We start from the raw sequence: 19,614 nt of genomic DNA on the forward strand, positions 1-19,614 counted from the left end.
CTTAAGCTACATGTTAACAATATTCTCAGGTGATAAACCTTTTAATACTCTGATGACATTCTTTATGCTAATATCTATTATCCTAGCTCTAGAGTCTGAAGTCGCTCCTGCGATATGAGGTGTTAATATCAGATTTGCGCTTTCTAATTTTAAGAGAGGATGTTCTTTAGAAGGGGGCTCTACACTATAAACATCTACCGCGGTTCCACCTAACCAACCTTCTTTTAAAGCTTTAGCTAACGCCTCCTCATCCACGATCTCTCCTCTTGAAGGATTTATGAGTATGGCTCCAGGCTTCATCATTCTAAGCTCTTTCTCACTAATCATGCGCCTAGTTTCCGATGTTAGAGGAACATGCATCGATACTATATCGCTTTCCCTTAACAATCTAGGGAGTTCTCTATATTCTAATCCGAGTTCTTTCTCAACTTCACTTGAGAATCTTACCTTATCATAGTAAAGTACTTTAATATCAAAACCCTTAAGTCTCTTAGCAACCTCTCTTCCTATTCTCCCCAAACCTATTATGCCCCAGGTTTTTCCTGAGAGATCATATGTCCCAAGATTCATGAGTTCCCACTGTATCCACTCTCCGGACCTTGTTTTCTCATGCGCATAAATCAACCTTCTGAGTAATACTAAACCTACCATAATAGTATATTCTGCTACTGATACTGCATTGGCCCCACCAATATTTGCAACCGGTATTCCGTAATGTTTACAAGTTTCAATATCTATGTTATCGTAACCTGTGCTGGGTTGTTGTATGAGCCTAACCTTCTTCATAACTTTAACCATTTTCTCATCAATCTTCAAATTTAAAGTGTGGTCTCCTAATATCACATCTGCCTTAGAAAGAGCATCCACAACCTTATCCCAGTCACTTAAGTCCTTAAGAGAAATAACCTCAACTTCTTTATCAAGTTCAGAGGAGTATGGCATAATCAAGCTTCTTATAAAAGCTTCTGGCAAAGGATTAAGAGCTACTACCACGTATTTATCTTTTCCAAAGGACAAAATAAAACCACCAATTAATTATTTTATTGTTTGTTTAATAAACTTTATCTATTTTTCATTAATAGATGAACATTAATTCATTCGCAAAACCTTTCTTCTCATGAAAAATAATGTTAAAAATTTTTATAACGGGTAATATTGCCTGTTTTACTATTGGTTTCATTGACCTTAGTTTCCTTTCATTGGAATTCACGTCATTGATTTCCATCTGCTCATGGAAACCCTAAATTATAACTCTCTGATCCTTATCTTAGGATCATGCTGCGAGAAAACTTCCATCTGAAGGTTTAACACTACTATAATATTACATCTTTTTTAAACTACATTTTTATGTTTCATTAGTTTGCCCAGGTAAGTAAATTCCTGATTTAAAAGATAAGCCCATAGCCCGCTTGAGAGTGGCTCGCTTAAATTCTGCAATTTAGACTTATCAACAGTTCATTCCAGAAACAAAGTTCTAAACTTTCTTGTCAAGCTTTAGTAAAATGAATCTGATGTTGATTTTATTATGTAAGTGTGTCTTTATGATGTTATTAAACGTTTAAGATAAATATTTGTTTTTTGTTGGATGTTTGGTGTTATGTATGTCTGTTGGGGAGAAGTTGATAATGTTGCCTGGCCCAACGAATGTGCCTTCTCGTGTTCTTCTTGCCATGTCAAGACCTGTTATTAATCACAGAGGTCAAGAGTTTCATGTGCTTTATAATGATATTCAGGAGAAAATAAAGAAGGTTTATGAGACTGAGAATATTGTAATTATTCTTTCTGCGTCCGGTACTGGTGGTGTTGAATTTGCTACTTTTAACTTTTTGGGTCGCGGTGATCGCGTTGTGGTTCCTATATTAGGTGAGTTCAGCGAGAGACTTGCTGAAGCTGTTGAGAGAGCTGGTGCTGAAGTGGTAAGGATTAGTGTTGAGTATGGAAGGGGTGTTACATTGGATCAAATAAGGAGTGTTGTGGAGCGTGATTCTGGTATCACAGCTATTGCTTTGGTTTTTAATGAGACGTCTACTGGTGTTTCTGTTTGGGATGTTGAAAGGATTGGTAGTTTTGCTCATGAAAGGGGGATTTTGTATATTGTGGATTCTATTTCCGCATTGGGTGGTGTTAAGCTACCTACTGATAGGGCTTACATTGATGTTCATATTGCTGGGAGTCAGAAGTGTATTGCAACGCCGCCTGGTCTATCATTTGTTTCTGTTAGTAAAGATGCTATTGAGAAGAGCAGGAGGCTTAAAGAGAGGAGAACGTATTATTTTGATTTAGAGTCTTACCTTAAGTTTCATGAACGTTCTGAGACTCCTTATACTCCTGCACTGCCTCTCTTTTTTGCTCTTGATGAAGCTCTTACTATGATACTTGAAGAGGGTTTGGAGAATTATCATAAGCGTCATGAAATACTTTCTGCTGCTATGTATTCTGCCTTAGAGGCGTTAAACATACCTATAATGCCTGAGAAGATGTTTAGGTCTAAGACTGTAGTTGCATCTAGAAAGTGGAATAATGTTGATACGAAACAATTGAGAAGAATAATGGAAGAGAAATATGGTGTTGTTGTGGCTGGAGAGATAGGTTCTATTAAGAATGTTGGTTTGAGGATAGGAGTTATGGGTATGGTGAACGCTGGGCATATAATTCGTACTGTTTCAGCATTAGAGGCCGCACTTATGGATATGAAGTTGATTGATCGTGTTGGTGCAGGTATTGAAGCTGCACTTAAAGTGATAAATAGTTATTAGTTTTTTTATATTTCTAAGTTTAGTGGGAAGTTGTGTGCGGTGAAGAGTCTAAAAAGGGGTTGAAAGTACCGAAGGTTTATGCGGAAGATGTTAGGTTGTGGTTGTATAAGAACGGCTTAATCGATCGAATGTATAATCCGATTCGAGAAGGTGATTACATAATATTTCCATTGATAGGTAAACTTGAGGTTAATCAGATAGAGTATTTATCTAGGTTTAATGTTGAACTTGTTGATCGTGTTTTTTCAAAGCGTGAGGTTGTTCCAAAGAGTCTCTATGATGTCTTGGAGAGGAGTCTCACTAGTGCTGAGTTAGCTCTTGTCCCTGGTTCTATTGATATAATTGGCGAGATTGCACTTATTGAGATACCTGATGAGTTGTGGTCTAAGGTTGAACTGATTGGTAAGGCTGTGATGCATGTTCATAAAAATGTTCGTGCTGTTTATGCCAAGAGATCTGTGCGTGGTGTCTATAGAGTTCGGGATCTTAAGTTTATAATAGGTGAGCCTATAACTGAAACTTTGCATAAGGAGTATGGTGCTCGCTTTCTGGTTGATGTTACTAAGGCTTTTTTTGATCCTAGATTGAGCTGGGAGCATAATAGGGTTGCAAATTTAGTGAAGAAAGGAGAAGTTGTTGTTGATATGTTTTCTGGTGTTGGTCCTTTTGCTATACAAATTGCTCGAAAGGTTGATTGTAAAGTGTATGCTATTGACTTGAATCCTGATGCTTATAATTATCTTGTTGAAAATATTGAATTAAATAAGGTTAGTGATAAAGTAGTGCCGATTCATGGTGATGCCCGTGTGATCATTCAAGAGATGCTGCGTAATGTTGCTGATAGGGTGATAATGAATCATCCATCCCAATCTCATGAGTTTTTATCCTCAGCATGCATGGCTTTAAAATCTAATGGTGTGATTCATTTTTATAGTTTCCAAAGCGAGCCTAATCCTGTAGAGAAGGCTGTAAGGTTATTTAATAATAGTATTAATGGGGTTGGTTGTAAGGTTAAAAAAATTATGTATTCGCGTAAGGTTAAGTCGACCGCTCCTCACGAGTATTTGGTTGTATTAGATGTTGAGGTTATAAAATTACTTAATGGGTAAGAATTTTTCTTCTGCACCGTCTTTTGTTATAATGATTAAGTCTACGCCGTCACCTGATAATACATCTCTTTCGCACGCTAGTTTTACACTCTTGTAGGCTAGATTCTCTGCTTCTTCTTTTGTTATGTTTTCTTTGTAGGATCCTTCGATTACGCTGATTGCTAATTCCGCACCGGTCCCGAGCGTTGCATACTTGTCTTCTATGAGTGATCCTAATGGGTCTAGGACGTATATGTGGGGACCGGTGGCATCTACACCACCCACTATGATTGATGTGTAGTAGGGGAATAATTTGTTACTGTAAAGTATGTTGGAGAGTAGTTTTGCTGCTGCTTTTGTGCTGGGTTCTCTTTTGTTTGTTAACTCATATATTTTTAATTCTGCGCTTAACGTTCTTGATATAGCTTGCATGTCTGCTATTATGCCTGCCACTCCGATGTAGATCTTGTTGGTTATTTTGAAAAGTTTTTTTCCTCCTCTACTCATTAAACTTGGACCTAGTGTTACGCGTTTTTCTGCAGCAATCACAATGCCATCTTTAAACGTTAAGCCAACTACCGTGGCACCTGTAATTTCTTCTTGTTGGGCCATATCAGTATCGATTTATAAAATGTTCAAGAATATATAAACTTCTCTATTTTATATTATTTACGAGGTAAAAAATGTGAATCCATTCGAACAAATGCCTATGATACCTGAACCAGATGAGTTGATCGAGATCGCATTAGGTAGAGCAAACCGAGCTTCTATTCAACAAATTAGAGATCGTGATCTTTATACAAGAAGGTTGTTAGTTAAAAAGCTTGTAATTAGTTATGATTATGTAGAAAATAAGTTAAAAGTTATTAGGGATTGGTATAGAAGTCTCGGTGACATTAGTGCTTTTTATGATGAGCTATTAGATGTTATAATTGGGAGAGAGAAATTCAAAAATTCTATTGAGAGAGTTATCGGTATACTGCCTAGTATAAGGAAATTACGTAGAACATACGTGAGTAAGATTAAAAGATCACAGAATCCTAGAGAGGATTGGCGTGAAGGTATTGGAAGATTGTCATCAATAATAAAGAGGAGGAAAGAAGCGTTCAGGATATTGTCTGATGCTCGTGTTAAATTATCACTACTTCCATCGATAGACAATAATTATCCTTTAATAGTGGTTGGTGGTCCTCCAAACGTTGGAAAATCTAGTCTTGTAAACGCAATATCTACTGCAAGGACAAAGGTAGCGTCTTATCCTTTTACTACAAGAAAGATTGCGATTGGTCATATAAAGGCTGGTTCAAAAGTAATACAAATAATGGATACTCCAGGGCTACTTGATAGGCCGTTAAGTGAAAGAAATCCGATTGAACTTCAGGCAATAACAGCTTTAAAGCATGCTACTGCTATGATAATATTCATGTTGGATCCAAGCGAAACCTGTGGTTATCCTATAGATTATCAATTAAACGTGTTAGAGAGTGTTAAAGAAATATTCAAAACTGATTTTATGATAGTATTGAACAAGATTGATCTATGTAACAATGATAAGATTAATTATGTAAGGGAACAGTTAAAAATGAAAAAGTATGCAGATCCTCTAGAAATTTCTGTTAAATTAGGGACAAATATTGATAAACTAAAAGAGTTGATAGTTAGAAAGTTCTAAGACTTAATGTTCTCGTGGTTAAGTTAATAAAATTGACACATGACTTGAACATTACTTTAAGCTTATTGATTGTATCTTATGGTTTTAAAATAGATTTTTTAATACTTTCTATTTACAACTGAAAACCTCGTCCTTCAAAGTGGAAAAGAAGTCAATTCTCTCGCTTCAAGAGTGAATCTTTACGTGAATCCTATGCCTTTAACTTCTATTATAGATGGTTTATTTAATTCTCCTTGGACTTTAAATTCACCACCCAAGATCTGTTTTGTGATATATATACATGTGTATGCATGTAAGCTGAAATTACTAACCTTAATTTTGGAGGTGCCGTTTGCTAATGCCATCCATGGTATTAGTTGGTCGCCCATGTGTACATCTACTGTTGCACTGTTTTTTATCTCATTCATAAGTTTTAAGGCTGCTTCTTCACCAACTTTCTCTGCAGGTTTTCCCTTTTCTCCTAAAGCATCACTACCTATTATCACATCCTTATCAGTTTCGGCGAATAATACTATAAAGGTTCCTGGACTTAGTACATTATCAACTTCAGGTCCAGAATATATAACGTTAATATTAATGTTTATGTCTCCTAAATGTTCGCGTAAAATTTTTTCTGCCGATTGGGCTTGTCTCTTTGCAATATGGGATGGTAATCTTGCGGAGAGAGAAATACCTCTGATTTGCTGGACGTTTCCCTGTTCTGTTAGTTCTATTGGTTTGAGTTGAGAGACAGGATAGACTGTTATGTTAACTATTCCTCCACCTTTGGGGTAAAATCCATGTTTTATAATTTTTATTTCTGCTTTTAATCCCATTCTAGAGAGTAGAGGTAATAAAACTTTCTCAATGTATGTTATTGGTGGAGACCATGGTACTGCTGTTCCACCTTTTAAAGTAACGTTGACTGGTGTTTTTGTAAACGCTAGAACTGGTAATAATGCTTGGAGTACAAGACTTACAGATCCGGCTGTGCCAATGTCAAAAATAAAATTGCCTGATGATATGCCCCTTGGTATAAATCTAATTTTTGTGGAACCTACTTCTAATCCCTCCACATGTGCATTAACTAAAGATGCTACAGCCTTAACTGCGGTGAGGTGTTGTGGTCTTAATCCTGGAGGATCACGTTTCATTCTTATGTTGATTATTTCAATAGGTTTTTTTGCCAATGCGGCTAATCCAACTGCTACTCTTAATATTTGTCCTCCACCTTCTCCAAATGATCCATCAATGAGTATCATCGCCAATCTTTCCAGTTATAATTTTCTAATTCTTATACTATCTCCTATATTAAGTTTAAGAAAGAGTGCAGCATTACCTTGATTTATTGCTAATTCTAAATAATCAAAGCTATTCACGACAAATAATAACGAATTTCGTTCTGAATATCCATAACTTTCTAATAACGGTATCTTGTATTCATCATCACCAATTCTAACTAAGAAATTGTCACCAACTTGCCACCCTAATTTAGAAAGAAAGTTCACATCAATATCGAGTGTTAAATTACCAAACATGTCAATATACAATATGTGTGTTTCAACAAAGTCATCATGCACACGAGGTTTTGGTAGATCAGTCTTTATGTATCTAGTTGTTTCAGGGCCTATTTCAATCGGACTCACGCCTAATGATAAATAAGCAGCTACTGGGGCAAAGATATCTCTGCCATGAAACGTTCTCGATATTTGTGGACGCATGTAAAGTTTGTTGATAATTTTATGAACCGATAATATGCCATCTCTATTGGCTGTAGGATAAAGCAAACCGTTATCAGGTCCTACATAAAATCCACGTTTGGTTCTGAAAATTAATTCATTCCTACTTGTTCCTACACCAGGATCTACAACTCCAACCAATATTGAATCTTTTGGTAAAAATTTAGAAACTGAGTAGAGTAGAAACGCTCCGACAGTTATATTGTGCGCAGGAACACTGTGTGTTATATCAATAATTTTTGCTTCAGGGTTTATAGAATATATTACAGCCTTCATTTCACCAACATACGGACTATCAACGCCAAAATCTGTGAGAAGAGCAATAATCTTTAAGTTCACACTATTTCTAAATATGATATGACTTAAAAACTTATATGAAAGTTATTCCTGCGATACTGGTAATGTTTCAGTCTATCTTTTAACGTATAACCAGCATGCTGCGTAGTGGTTTGATTCTACTTCTATGAGTGGTGGTTCCTCCTTCCTACAAATATCCATCACGAAAGGACACCTCGGATGAAAACGACAACCAGGCGGTATAGATGCTGCGCTTGGTATTTCACCTTGTATTGGGACTTCTCGCATTTTTGCTCGATTTGCTGGGTCGGGTTCTGGTACTGCAGAAATTAATGCCTGAGTGTATGGGTGTAATGGATTTTCTATAACTCTTGAAGCTTGCCCTAACTCAATTATTTTTCCAAGATACATTACAGATATTCTATCTGATATATAACGTGCTACGGCTAAATCATGAGTAATGAATAGGTACGTTAGTCCGTATTTTTCTTTAAGGTTTAGCATGAGTTCTAGCGTTTCAGCTCTTATTGATACATCAAGCATTGATACTGGTTCATCAGCTACAATGAACTTAGGTCGAAGTATTAATGCTCTAGCTATGGCTACTCTCTGTCTCTGTCCACCACTTAATTGGTGAGGGTATCGCCATAGAAATTCTTCAGGCGGGGTTAGCTTGACCTCCTCTAAAGCTTTTGCAACAAGCTCTTCTCTTTCCTTTGGATTGTTCAATTCTAAAGCATTACCATGAACTATGAGAGGTTCTTGAAGTATATCTGATATTGTGAATCTTGGATTAAGCGATGCATACGGATCTTGAAATATAATCTGTGCTTCTCTCCTGAATTTTTTTAGCTCTTCTTTGGATAAATGAGTTATGTCTCTCCCTTCAAACTTAATAGTTCCTCCTGTTGGTTCTATTAATTTTACTAACAATCGTCCGGTTGTAGTTTTTCCACATCCAGATTCCCCAACTAATGAAAACGTCTCTCCTTTCTCAATGTTAAGTGTTATATCATCTACTGCTCTCACATATCTTTGAGGTTCCCCTGTTAATATTGCTGTTAATCCTCTTCTCAATGGAAACCACTTTTTAAGATTCTTAACTTCAACTGTAGCAGTTATGGATTTTAATTCTGTCATCGTGCGCCCTCCTCTATTTACCTCCATATAACCAGCATGCTGCGTAGTGGTTTGATTCTACTTCTATGAGTGGTGGTTCCTCCTTCCTACAAATATCCATCACGAAAGGACACCTCGGATGAAAACGACAACCAGGCGGTGGTGTTCTCAGATCAGGAGGAACACCAGGAATAAACTCAAGCTTTCTAATCTCTCCTCTGAGTCTGGGTATACTACCTAATAACTTTTTAGTATAAGGATGTAAAGGATTGTAGAAAATGCTTTCTGACTTTCCTATTTCAACTATTTTACCAGCATACATTATAGCAGTCTTATGAGCCACTTCCGCTATGAGACTTAAATCATGCGTAATGAAAATTAATGAGAGGTTTAATTTAGTTTGTAACTCTTTTAGTAAGTTCATAATTTGCGCTTGCACAACAACATCTAATGCCGTCGTGGGTTCATCAGCAATTAACAGTGGTGGGTTTAGCATTAGAGCCATAGCGATAGCTACTCTCTGTTTCATTCCTCCGCTAAGCTCATGCGGATATCTTTTAATAATCTCTGGGTTCAATCCTACTAGTTTCAACTTTTCTTCTGCTATACTAATAGCCTCAGTTTTATCCATTCCTTGATGGTAAATCAAAGGTTCTATCAGTTGATATCCTACAGTGTAAACTGGGTTTAACGAATTCATTGAACCCTGGAATACCATTGAAATGCCCTTCCAGCGTACTTTTTTATTTAACTCACTCTCATCCATTTTAATTATATCTACATTTTGGAAAATGACCTCCCCACTGACGATTTTTCCTGGCGGTGGCACGAGACGTATTATTGATTGAGCTAGTGTACTTTTTCCACATCCTGATTCTCCAGCAATCCCTAGCGCTTCACCTTTTTCTACAGAAAAACCGACGTTATCCACTGCTTTATTGATGCCCTTAGTAGTATGGTAATATGTTTTTAAATTTTTTACTTCTAGTAAAGCCATTTTATAACCTCCTTAATCTTGGGTTCAATATTTCATCTATAGCATGACCAATAAACACAAAACTTAATGAAATTAACGCTATTAAAAGTCCTGGCGGAATCCACCACCACCACATATTACTACCTAATGCATCATATACTTGAGCATCATGTAATATTGAACCCCATGTTGGAAGCGTTGGATCACCTAAGCCTAAGAAGCTAAGGCTCGCCTCGGTAAGTATTGCATCAGGCACTCCTAATGCAAGGTTTGCAAATGCATAAGGTGTTAGATGAGGTGTTATATGCTTCATTATGATCCTTGTGTTACTGGCTCCCACAGCTTTTGCTGCTTCAACAAACTGTACTTCTTTAAGTTGTAATGCAACGCTTCTACCAACTCTTGCTATTCCCATCCATCCAAATGCGGCAATAAGGAATACAATATTCCATATACTAGGTCTAAAAACTATAGCTATTGCAATTAAAATTGGTAATTTCGGAATTGCTATGAGTATATCTACAATTCTCATCATGATTTCATCAATCTTTCCGCCAAAATATCCGCTCACAACACCATAAATAATACCTATACCTACGCTTATAAGTGAAGTTAATATTCCAATCATTAAAGCTATAGGTACACCCCATATTATCCCCATGAATAAATCTCTGTGTAACGTATCCGTGCCAAGAAGTCCATAGGATTTACCACCTATTAATAAATTCATACTCCTAACTTTAAAATTAGGATCAATAGCTAGAACTGGTGATCCTGGTGATAGATCTATGAAAGTAACTATTATGTTATATTTACCCTTAAGTATTGGTGCCTTACTTTCACCTATATACTTCCGTTCTCCCATAATAACTGTTGACGCTGCAAGGTTTTCACTTCTTATTGTTTTATTGAAATTTTTTTGTAACCATATTGATAAAATTTGATTTATATTTAAATCATTAAGTATGTATAACTTAATAGTAGCTGTTTGTATGGTTTTAGTGGCGTTTATTTGTGGAAAACTTTTTTGTTCAACGATAGGTACGATAAGACCGTCCGGTCGCACAATATAAATTGAATACAGTTGCACGCCCATATTCGTAGAATAATCAAAAGTAACACTAAGAACTGTTGATGCTGGATCTGGATAATCATCAAATGTATAATCAAACCCTAACGATGCGTTAACTGCAGGAAGGCTAATCACTTCTCCGCTGGAGGCATAATGCCACGTAGTATTTACAAGACTAAAACTTGTTATATTTTCAGGAGAAGGTAAATTCTTACCAGTCAATAAACTTGCCCAAGTTGGAGGGACACTTTGAGGATTATTCTGCCAATATTCAGTGAGTCTCCAGTAATACGGATTCACTGGTGCAATCACAGGTGAAAAAATAGCTATTAAAATGAAAATAGAAAGCAACAATAATCCTAATATGCCTATTTTATGTCTCTTATATTCATACCAAAAGTCTCTCAATCTCTCCATTAACAATGTACGTTTCTTTGGCACTAATACCGTTTTTGATGAGCTGCTCATCTTATCTAACCTACCTTAACTCTAGGATCAAAGATTCCATAGAGTAAATCTGCTATAAAATTAGCCAATACTAAAAGTATGGTACTAATGTAGAATAAGGCCATCACAACTGGTATATCACCATTCAATATAGCATTCCAATACAAAGTTCCCATACCATTCCAATTAAACACTGCCTCTGTAATTATTGCACCACCAAAAGTACCGGCTAATGCCAAAGCAATTAAAGTTATAATGGGGGGTGCAGCATTCTTAAGTGCATGTCCATATAAAACTCTTCGATCTGGTAATCCCTTAGCTCTTGCAGTAACTATGTAATCCTCTGTGAAAATATTAATGAGAAGATTACGAGTTTGCAATGCCCAACCACCATAGCTAACTAAAACAAGAGCAGATACTGGAAGTATTAAATGCCATAATAAATCTAACGTATATAAAAATGGATTAGTTGGAGCTGGTTCAGAGGTTGTGCCACCAGTTGGAAACCCAAATCCAGTGTAATATTTAAGAAGATAACCAAAAACATATATTAGCAACATACCAACCCACCAAGCTGCAAAGCTCCAACCTATAAGACCAGACACAATAACACTTTTATCTGAAAGACTACCTGGCTTCGTCGCCACTTTAGTGCCCAACAACACACCTATGATAATAGTCACTATAGTTGCAGTACCAAAAAGTATGAGCGTATTAGGCAATCGTTGCAATATTAGTGCAGTTATATCATTCGTATCACCTTCTTGATACCACGACGTACCAAAATTAAACGTAAGAACACGCCAACTAAAATCTATTAATCTCTCCCAAATTGGTTTATTCAGACCCAATGCCTGAATTCTAAGAGTAGCATTGCCTTCTATCCATTTAGATATTAGATTAGGATTACACCCACCATACTTACATCCCGAAGTTACTGCAGCCGCAGTTTGCTGTCTAATCTGAGTTATCACCTGGTCTGCAAAAACAATATCAAAAAGCAAAAATGTTATAGCGACTACAGCAAGAATAACAACTACTGAATTTATCGATCGTAAAATAATATATCTTTTATAACCCATATTCCTCTTACTATTTTACATTTAGCTCATATAAAAATATTTCCACAATTAAAGTAACATGACATCAACTCTATGATATGACTTTTAAAATTAAGCTTACAACTGAATACTTCATTTTTCAGATGATGAGAGAAATAGAAGACTAATGTTTAGGTTCAATTCTTAGATTAATTATGAATTATAAAAAAAAGATTATTATTTTATTTTTTAACGTCTTCTTAACACAATTATAGCCGCTATAGCTACAATTAATACAACAATAATTCCACCTATTATTGCCAGATTTGGTCCGGGTGCCGGTGTTGGCGTAGGCGTGGGTGTAGTTGTCGTTGTGGTTGTGGGAGTGGGCGTAGGCGTTGTGGTTGTGGGAGTGGGCGTAGGCGTTGTGGTTGTGGGAGTGGGAGTGGGTGTTGGTGTGCCAGGAACTAACGAGAATGAAGCAGATGCCGTTACAGGAACACCGTATTGTGCACCAAGCACATAAACTTTCACTACATATGTGCCAGGTGATAGTTTTGCAAGATCAGATGGACTTAAAGTTACTGTAAACCCAGTTGCAGATGGTGTTGCAGTTCCATTTAATACTGGAACATTTGCACTAGAATATACATAGTAATACACAGTAGCATCAGTATAAATCTTTCCTTCAACAGTAACTGGTATGTTTATTGTGAGTGGAATACCGCTAAATGCTACAGGTGGAACTCTAATGCTTACCTCTGGCTTAAGTACCTTAGCCCACTGGCTCCATCTATCTGGACCGTATGGATAATTCTCAAATGCAACAGCATGTATATAGTTTGAAGCACTATTATATTCCACAAGCTTAAATGGCCCGTCACCTATGATGGCATGATTATATGTATTTATGAAATTAATCGCTCTCTGATAATAAGCACCAACATCTGATGAGGATATATATCCAGATAAAGCTTTTGGTACGAAATTACTATTCATCATATCTGTTAATGCTTGCTTTATTAATGCGGCATCTCCTGAAGTTATAAGATTTAACCATTCCACTCCTGCAGCACTAGCATCAGTTTGTGAGAACCTAGCCTTATTATAATCAACTACAACTTTCTCCATTGCGGCATATAAATACCATGGCACAGCTGGGAAGAAATCATAGAAATCAAGAATCATTGATGGATCTGGATACCAGTAATTACCATAAACTGCTATGGAAGTACTGTTTATGATTTTTATACCCTTAATTAGCGGGATCATATAACCTACCACTGATGTATAGTATGAATCGGATGGTGTTGTTCCACTAGCCCATTGGAAGAACATGTAGAGCTGATATATTACATCATTCATCGTTATCGGTGATCCATCATGCCATCCACCTCTAAAATCAAAATTATAGACGATCTGAACTTTTGCTTTTACATTACTGCCGACTGGTTGCCATGATTTAGTAGTTGTGTTCCATATCATTGCATCTGAAGGAACGGGAACAGTAGGTTCTACGGGATTAGATTGAATTGTGTATGATTTTACTCTCCAAGGTTCAAATACACCTGTGTGGGGGTCTGGCCAATCTCCTGGATCATAAAGTGTCCATCTAACTATCACTGAGTATACATCCTGGTATCCGCCTATCGGGTTCATTGCTCCCTGGAAAAGATACTTTGTTCCAGCTCTTAATACTGTAGAGTTACCATAACGTGCATTCATGAATGTCCATCTGTTAGGTAAACCAGCACCGAAATCCATCACTGCGCCTTCCAAACCTTTATGTATCGCATAGTATTCTATTCCAGATCCTATGAAAACTCTAACAGACTCTGATAAACCAAGTAAATTCTCCTCAATAAATAATTTATTTCTCTGTTGTAATGACGTGAAATTACCTGAAAGAAGTTTATTACCTATTTCGTCAAGAGTGGTGTTCGCATAATTCCACCAACCTGTCACTTGATATCCTGGCATGTATCCATAGAAGGGTGCGTACATTTGTACTGGTTCTACATCACTATATTTGGTGAATGCTGATGCACCCCAACCTTCTGTGTATATTTGCCATCCTAGCCCTTTAGGATCACTACCATAAACTACTGCAAATGCTTTAAACAGATCACCGTAGATTGGTTCTACCGTTAAACCGAATTTTGTTAGCTCATTTTGGAACCAGATACCAAAATTATATCTAACTGGGTCATCAGTTCTAATGAAGAATTTTACTGTTATTGGTTGTCCACCATAGTACCATTTACCTCCTTGTTGAACTGCTCCATGTGCAGTTAAGACATCACTCATTATTTTGAAAGCGTATGCTTCATCAAAACGAATGTTTAGTGAATCTACATAAGGTGCTATATAAATATAATCTGGACTCGACGCCTCTATTGATGTAACCATTGGTAGTCCTCCACCCGATAATATACCTTGAACAAAGTAGTTTCTATCTATTAAGAAGTTTGTCGCGTATCTAAATTCTCTGTATTCAAATGGATTGAATACTCCTGTAACGTTCATTGGTACTGGGTTATAAAGGAAGCTGTAAAATCCACCATTTGGATTAGGTAGAAGTTGTACGTTTGGATTGTTTTGGTATTGTAAAACGAGGCTTGGTAGTAACCTGAAACTGTGGAAGTATATATCTCCGCTTGCTACTTTTGTTAATGCTAGTGAATCATCACGTATTCCTGTAAGTATATATTCGCGTGATACTGGTCCTGTTTGTGCTTGTGCTAATGTTTTTGGCGTTGCTGATATAATTATTGCGGCTATCAAGATGGTCATTAGTGCTGTTATTAATGTTTTTTTAATTAAAAATCTGGTTATGTTCATTGTATAAACCTCAGCTTATTAGTAGTATTTGTAGCTTAAATATTTTTCGTAAAAACTAAAATAAACATCACCTAAATCTCATCTAATTATTTAACGTTAGATTCTGCTGCTGATTCTATTATTATGTTTATATAGCTTTTTATTGTGACTATGATTCCTGCTAGGAGTAGTATTGAGCCTGGTAAGCTAAGTATTAGCCATGGTTTTTGGTATGCTAGCGTTAGATAGTTGTATTTTATTGTGTGTGTGCTATTTATTATTAATATTTTGGGTGATCCTTTGAGTATTAATGTTTCTGTGTTGTTTAATATTATTTGTGTTATGTTTTCTTGTTTTTCGTATTGGATTATTAGTGTAACGCTTAGTGGTTTAGTGTTATTTGTTGTGAGTGTTATTGTTGAGTTTAATGATGTGTAATTTGGTGGTATTTGTTGACTTATCGTTGTGTTTGTTGTTCCTATTGTCTGGAATGTTTTTGTTACTGGTATCGTTGATATTATTGTTAAGAGCAATCCTATTATTGCTACTATAAGTCCTAGGATGAATGGTTTATTTTTAATGAATTTTGTTCTAGGTATCTTATAGTGGATTCGTTTCACCTTGATATTCATATCTGCTGTTATATTAATTCTTTTGTTCAATTTTTGTATCTATTTTTGATGAAAGATGAGAGATTTTCTCATGGGCTGTTCTATAGTTTCTGAGTAAATGGATTTTTATTGATTTTAGCTTTGATGCTGCTGGACGTTCAATGTGTGTTCTGCTGAGCGACAGTTTGAAACTACCGCTGTGCTATCCTTTACTGTTGAGCAGTGAAAACACTCGAGAGCTGAGAGGGAGGTGATGAAAATTCATGAAGTTCACGATGATTAGGAGTATTCTATTTTTTGGGTTCTATTTTTTGTTTGATAATAAAGTTTATAAAAGGGATTTTTATATTATTGTAAGCTGGTTTGGGGGTGTTTTATTGACGAAAGGTGAAAAAGAGAGGTTTGATGTGCTAAGTCATGAGTATGTGCCTCATCATGTTCTTATTCCTAGGGAGGAGGCTAAGAAATTATTGAAGGAGTGGGGTGTGAAAGGTATTCAGTTGCCTTGGATTAGGGCTTCGGATCCTGTTGCTAGGGCTCTTGGTGCTAGACCTGGTGATTTAGTTAAAATAATTAGGAAGAGTGAGGTATCTGGTGTAACTGTCATGTATAGATATGTAGTACCAGGGTGAGACAAGTGTCGGATGCAAAGCAATTATCACGTGATGATACATGGGTTCTTGTAGAGAGTTTCATTAAGGAACAAGGATTAGTGCGTCTTCATTTGGATTCTTATAATAGGTTTATTGAGTATGGTTTGCAGCAAATTATTGATGAGATGGGTAGGATAGAGTCTAGCATACCTGGTTGTTATATTGAACTAGGTGCTGTTAGGGTTGAGGAGCCTTCTATAAAGGAGGCTAAGGGCTATACTATCAGGGCTACTCCGATAGATGCGAAACTTCGAAGATTTACTTATGCTGCGCCTATTAAGCTTGAAATGTCGCTTTATATTGATGATGTTTTAAGGTCTACGAAGAAGGATGTTGTTATTGGTATGATGCCTATAATGGTGAAGTCTAATAGGTGTGTTTTGAGCAAGATGAGCAGAGATGAGCAGGTTCGGTATGGTATGGATCCTGATGATCCTGGTGGTTATTTCATAATTAATGGTGCTGAGCGTGTTATAGTTGCTCAGGAGGATTTAGCTGTCAATAGGATTATTGTTGATGTTGCTCCTTCAGGGTCTGGTGCTGTTCATATTGCGAAAGTGTTTTCTTCAACTCCTGGTCAGAAGGTTCCTGTGACGCTCGAGAGAAGAAAGAACGGTGCCCTATATGTTGGGTTTCCCACAGTTCCTGTAAAGATACCTTTTGTGATAATGATGCGTGCTCTCGGTATGAAGACTGATGCTGAGATAGCTGAGGCTGTATCTTCTGATTTAAGAATCCAGAACGAATTGGGCGTTTCTTTTGAAGAGACAGCTGATATTAGGACTGTTGACGAGGCGATTGATTATATTGGGAGTCGTTTGGCTCATGGTAAACCTGCTGAAAGAAGGAAGGAATTTGCCTTAACAGTTATTGATAAGAACTTTCTTGTGCATCTGGGTATGAAGCCTGAAGATCGTAGGACTAAAGCATTGTATTTGGGTCAAATGGCTCGTAGGCTTTTGGAGGTTAGTCTTGGTCTAAGGGAGATTGATGATAAGGATCATTATAAGAACAAGCGTTTAAAGCTTGCAGGAGATTTGTTAGGCATACTTTTTAGGAGTATTTTTAGGAATTTCCAAAGGGATATCAAATATCAGCTTGAGAAAATGCTTAGTCGTCGAAGGGATATGGATATTGATGTTTCGAATCTTGTGAGACCTAATCTTATTACTGAGAAGCTTGAGCACTACCTTGCCACTGGTAATTGGGTTGGCGGTAAGACTGGTGTCAGTCAGCTTTTAGATAGAACTAACTATTTATCGACACTTAGCCATTTGAGACGTATAGTTTCTCCGTTAAGTAGGAGTCAGCCTCATTATGAGGCAAGGGATTTGCATCCGACACAATGGGGTAGAATCTGCCCAATAGAAACACCTGAGGGACCTAACTGTGGATTGGTGAAGAACTTATCATTGCTTGCTTTAGTCACTAAAGGCGAAGCAACTATTGTCATGAAACAGATAATTAGTGAGTTGCTTAATGTTAAGCCTTTACGTAAATCTCCTAAAGAGTGGGCTGAAGTTTATCTTGATGATGTGTTAGTTGGTAGGCATCCGAATCCTGAGGAGTTAGTTTCGCAAATCAGAAAGCTTAGGCGTAAAGGTGAAATAAGTTATGAAGTAAATGTCGCATTAGTAAATGGGCCTTTAGGTCGTGAAGTGCATATTAACGCTGACGCAAATAGGATCATTAGACCTCTTATAATAGTAGAGAATGGAGAACCTAAATTAACGGGTGAGATAATTGAGAAATTAAAGAATGGAGAACTTACATGGTCTGATCTAATTTCCATGGGTGTAATAGAATATTTAGATGCTGAAGAGGAAGAGAATGCTTACATTGCAGTATGGCCTGGGGAGGTCACAAAAGAACATACGCATTTAGAGATTTCACCGGCTGCGTTATTTGGTGTTGTAGGTTCAATAATACCATTTTCTAATCACAATCATTCACCAAGAAATACATTTGAGGCTGCTATGGGTAAGCAAGCGCTCGGATTTTCAGTAGCTAATTACTCAAAGAGGGTTGATACAAGGGGTCACTTATTGCATTATCCTCAAAGGCCTCTTGTTACTACTAAGGCTATCGAGAGTATTGGCTTAAATAAGAGACCTTTTGGACAGAATATGGTTGTTGCTATTTTTTCTTACACTGGTTATAACATACAAGATGCAGTCATTATAAATAAATCAGCTGTTGATAGAGGATTAGGTAGATCAACATTCTTTAGGTTATACGAAGCTGAGGAAATGCGGTATCCAGGTGGTATAACTGACAAAATAGAAATACCACAACCTAATGTGAAAGATTACCATGTTCCTGAGAGTTATTCAAAACTTGAGCCTGATGGTGTGATTACGCCTGAGGTTGAAGCACAAGGAGGAGAGGTGCTTATTGGAAGAACTAGCCCACCAAGATTTATGGAGGAGTATGAACAAAGGGGAGCGTTTGGTGGTCCAATAAGAAGAGATACTTCAATAGCATTAAGGCATGGTGAAAAAGGTGTTGTGGATGCTGTTATATTTACTAATACAATTGATGGTAATCCGCTTGTGCGTGTAAAGATTAGAGATTTGAGAATACCTGAGCTTGGTGATAAGTTTGCTTCTAGACATGGTCAGAAAGGTGTTATTGGTATGTTATTACCTCAGGAGGACATGCCATTTACTGAAAGTGGTATAGTGCCGGATTTAATAATAAACCCACATGCAATACCATCAAGAATGACTATCGGCCAGTTACTCGAATCATTGGCTGGTAAAGTTGCAGCTCTTAAAGGTGTTATTGAAGATGGCACACCGTTCCAGGAAAATGTTGAGGAGAGACTTAGGAGAGAATTGTTGGCTTTAGGATTCGAACCCAGAGGTAAAGAGGTTATGTACAATGGTTTAACTGGTGAGAAGTTCGAGGCTGAAATTTTTATAGGTATCGTGTATTACCAGAAACTTCATCACATGGTTAGTGATAAGATGCATGCTCGTGCACGTGGGCCCGTTCAAATGCTCACTCATCAGCCAACTGAGGGTAGAGCGAAAGAGGGTGGCTTGAGATTAGGTGAGATGGAGAGGGATTGTCTTATAGCTCATGGTGCGGCTGCAACATTAAAGGATAGACTCATGGATATGTCCGATAAAACTACAATATTCGTTTGTAAGAACTGTGGTTCAATGGGTTATTATGATTGGAAGAAAGGAGAACACGTGTGTCCTGTTTGTGGTCCGAAGGCTGACATCGTTCCGGTTGAGGTTTCTTATGCGTTCAAGCTTTTATTACAAGAATTGATGAGTATGATGATCAATCCTCGTTTAGAGGTTGTTGAGAGGTATCAGAAGGGAGTGTAGGAGG

General features: G+C 37.1%; 16 protein-coding genes. 5 read left to right on the plus strand and 11 right to left on the minus strand.

Annotation, left to right across the window (positions count from 1 at the left end; all coding sequences use genetic code 11):
* Positions 1 to 6: 6 nt before the first annotated feature.
* Together QW128_05740 and QW128_05745 are read right to left on the minus strand one after the other, a co-directional pair.
* Positions 7 to 1,017 (minus strand): 2-hydroxyacid dehydrogenase, encoded by a 1,011-nt coding sequence (locus QW128_05740; protein ID MEM3833078.1) that lies wholly within the window; start codon positions 1,015 to 1,017, stop codon positions 7 to 9.
* A 58-nt stretch (positions 1,018 to 1,075) separates the two neighbouring features.
* Positions 1,076 to 1,225 carry a hypothetical protein gene (locus tag QW128_05745; GenBank protein MEM3833079.1) on the minus strand — a complete coding sequence of 50 codons (150 nt, stop codon included), beginning with the start codon at positions 1,223 to 1,225 and terminating at the stop codon, positions 1,076 to 1,078.
* A gap of 376 nt (positions 1,226 to 1,601) precedes the next feature.
* On the opposite strand from QW128_05745, the gene QW128_05750 reads away from it, so the two are divergent.
* Both QW128_05750 and QW128_05755 read left to right on the plus strand, forming a co-directional pair.
* Positions 1,602 to 2,756, plus strand: a complete 1,155-nt coding sequence (locus tag QW128_05750; GenBank protein MEM3833080.1) for an alanine--glyoxylate aminotransferase family protein — start codon at positions 1,602 to 1,604, stop codon at positions 2,754 to 2,756.
* Positions 2,757 to 2,788: 32 nt separating this feature from the next.
* A complete protein-coding gene (locus tag QW128_05755) occupies positions 2,789 to 3,865 on the plus strand; it encodes a class I SAM-dependent methyltransferase family protein (protein ID MEM3833081.1) in 1,077 nt (358 codons plus the stop codon).
* On the opposite strand, the gene psmB is transcribed toward QW128_05755, so the two are convergent.
* A complete protein-coding gene (gene psmB / locus QW128_05760) occupies positions 3,851 to 4,456 on the minus strand; it encodes an archaeal proteasome endopeptidase complex subunit beta (protein ID MEM3833082.1) in 606 nt (201 codons plus the stop codon). The two genes, QW128_05755 and psmB, sit on opposite strands and share 15 nt — an antisense overlap.
* Before the next feature lie 73 nt (positions 4,457 to 4,529).
* Between psmB and QW128_05765 the strand changes: the two genes are divergently transcribed.
* The gene (locus QW128_05765) at positions 4,530 to 5,516 is read left to right on the plus strand and encodes a GTPase (GenBank protein ID MEM3833083.1); all 987 of its coding nucleotides are present in this window, start codon (positions 4,530 to 4,532) and stop codon (positions 5,514 to 5,516) included.
* Between the two features lie 179 nt (positions 5,517 to 5,695).
* Here QW128_05765 and rtcA read toward each other — a convergent pair whose 3' ends face one another.
* From rtcA to QW128_05805, 8 genes are all read right to left on the minus strand, one after another.
* Positions 5,696 to 6,757: an RNA 3'-terminal phosphate cyclase gene (gene rtcA, locus QW128_05770; protein MEM3833084.1), complete on the minus strand. Its 1,062-nt coding sequence runs from the start codon at positions 6,755 to 6,757 to the stop codon at positions 5,696 to 5,698.
* Positions 6,758 to 6,772: 15 nt separating this feature from the next.
* Positions 6,773 to 7,573 (minus strand): S-adenosyl-l-methionine hydroxide adenosyltransferase family protein, encoded by an 801-nt coding sequence (locus tag QW128_05775; GenBank protein ID MEM3833085.1) that lies wholly within the window; start codon positions 7,571 to 7,573, stop codon positions 6,773 to 6,775.
* Positions 7,574 to 7,645: 72 nt separating this feature from the next.
* Positions 7,646 to 8,671 carry an ABC transporter ATP-binding protein gene (locus QW128_05780; GenBank protein MEM3833086.1) on the minus strand — a complete coding sequence of 342 codons (1,026 nt, stop codon included), beginning with the start codon at positions 8,669 to 8,671 and terminating at the stop codon, positions 7,646 to 7,648.
* Between the two features lie 13 nt (positions 8,672 to 8,684).
* Positions 8,685 to 9,647, minus strand: coding sequence for an ABC transporter ATP-binding protein (locus QW128_05785; protein ID MEM3833087.1), 963 nt, complete (start codon positions 9,645 to 9,647; stop codon positions 8,685 to 8,687).
* A 1-nt stretch (position 9,648) separates the two neighbouring features.
* Positions 9,649 to 11,166, minus strand: a complete 1,518-nt coding sequence (locus QW128_05790; protein ID MEM3833088.1) for an ABC transporter permease — start codon at positions 11,164 to 11,166, stop codon at positions 9,649 to 9,651.
* Positions 11,167 to 11,171: 5 nt separating this feature from the next.
* Positions 11,172 to 12,227, minus strand: coding sequence for an ABC transporter permease (locus QW128_05795; GenBank protein ID MEM3833089.1), 1,056 nt, complete (start codon positions 12,225 to 12,227; stop codon positions 11,172 to 11,174).
* Between the two features lie 207 nt (positions 12,228 to 12,434).
* Positions 12,435 to 14,978 carry an ABC transporter substrate-binding protein gene (locus QW128_05800; GenBank protein ID MEM3833090.1) on the minus strand — a complete coding sequence of 848 codons (2,544 nt, stop codon included), beginning with the start codon at positions 14,976 to 14,978 and terminating at the stop codon, positions 12,435 to 12,437.
* A 134-nt stretch (positions 14,979 to 15,112) separates the two neighbouring features.
* On the minus strand, positions 15,113 to 15,625 hold the full coding sequence (locus QW128_05805; GenBank protein ID MEM3833091.1) for a hypothetical protein: 513 nt from the start codon (positions 15,623 to 15,625) through the stop codon (positions 15,113 to 15,115).
* 368 nt (positions 15,626 to 15,993) lie between these two features.
* Here QW128_05805 and QW128_05810 point away from each other — a divergent pair, with 368 nt between their 5' ends.
* Positions 15,994 to 16,248, plus strand: a complete 255-nt coding sequence (locus QW128_05810; protein ID MEM3833092.1) for a DNA-directed RNA polymerase subunit H — start codon at positions 15,994 to 15,996, stop codon at positions 16,246 to 16,248.
* A 5-nt stretch (positions 16,249 to 16,253) separates the two neighbouring features.
* Positions 16,254 to 19,610 carry a DNA-directed RNA polymerase subunit B gene (locus QW128_05815; GenBank protein MEM3833093.1) on the plus strand — a complete coding sequence of 1,119 codons (3,357 nt, stop codon included), beginning with the start codon at positions 16,254 to 16,256 and terminating at the stop codon, positions 19,608 to 19,610.
* Positions 19,611 to 19,614 lie beyond the last annotated feature (4 nt).

Source organism: Thermoprotei archaeon (assembly GCA_038881895.1).
GTDB lineage: Archaea > Thermoproteota > Thermoprotei > Gearchaeales > WAQG01 > JAVZOV01.